Genomic DNA, 408 nt, shown 5'->3' with positions numbered 1-408 from the left:
GACCACCAGGACCTCCCCTTCGAACGCCTGGTGGAGGAACTCGCCCCCGACCGCGACCCGTCCCGCAACCCCCTCTTCCAGACCATGTTCGTCCTCCAGGCGCCCGGCGGTGCGGAGGGCCAGGCGTGGGAGCTGGCGGGCACGCGGACCGAGCCGGTCGAGATCGAGCGGGGTGTCGCCAAGTTCGACCTGACGCTCACGGCGGTCGAGTCGGCGGACGGGCTGCGCGCGGTGCTGGAGTACCGGACGGATCTGTTCGAGCGGGCGACGATCGAGCGGATGGCCGGCCACTTCACCACCCTGGCCGCGTCGGTGGCGGCCACACCTCGGGCCCGCCTGTCCAAGCTGAACATGCTGACGGAGCGGGAGCGGCGGGAGATCCTGGTCGACTGGAACGGCGTCACCGGC

The 408-nt window shown here is 71.8% G+C and carries 1 protein-coding gene; it reads left to right on the top strand.

Annotation, left to right across the window (positions count from 1 at the left end):
• The coding region (locus IF37_RS40425) for a condensation domain-containing protein (RefSeq protein WP_037858478.1) at positions 1-408 on the top strand (408 nt) is incomplete at both ends.

It is taken from the genome of Streptomyces sp. NRRL S-31 (assembly GCF_000718775.1).
Taxonomy (GTDB): domain Bacteria; phylum Actinomycetota; class Actinomycetes; order Streptomycetales; family Streptomycetaceae; genus Streptomyces.
The sequence above is the reverse complement of the archived record's forward strand: the minus strand, read 5'-3'. Positions and strand labels throughout refer to the sequence as shown.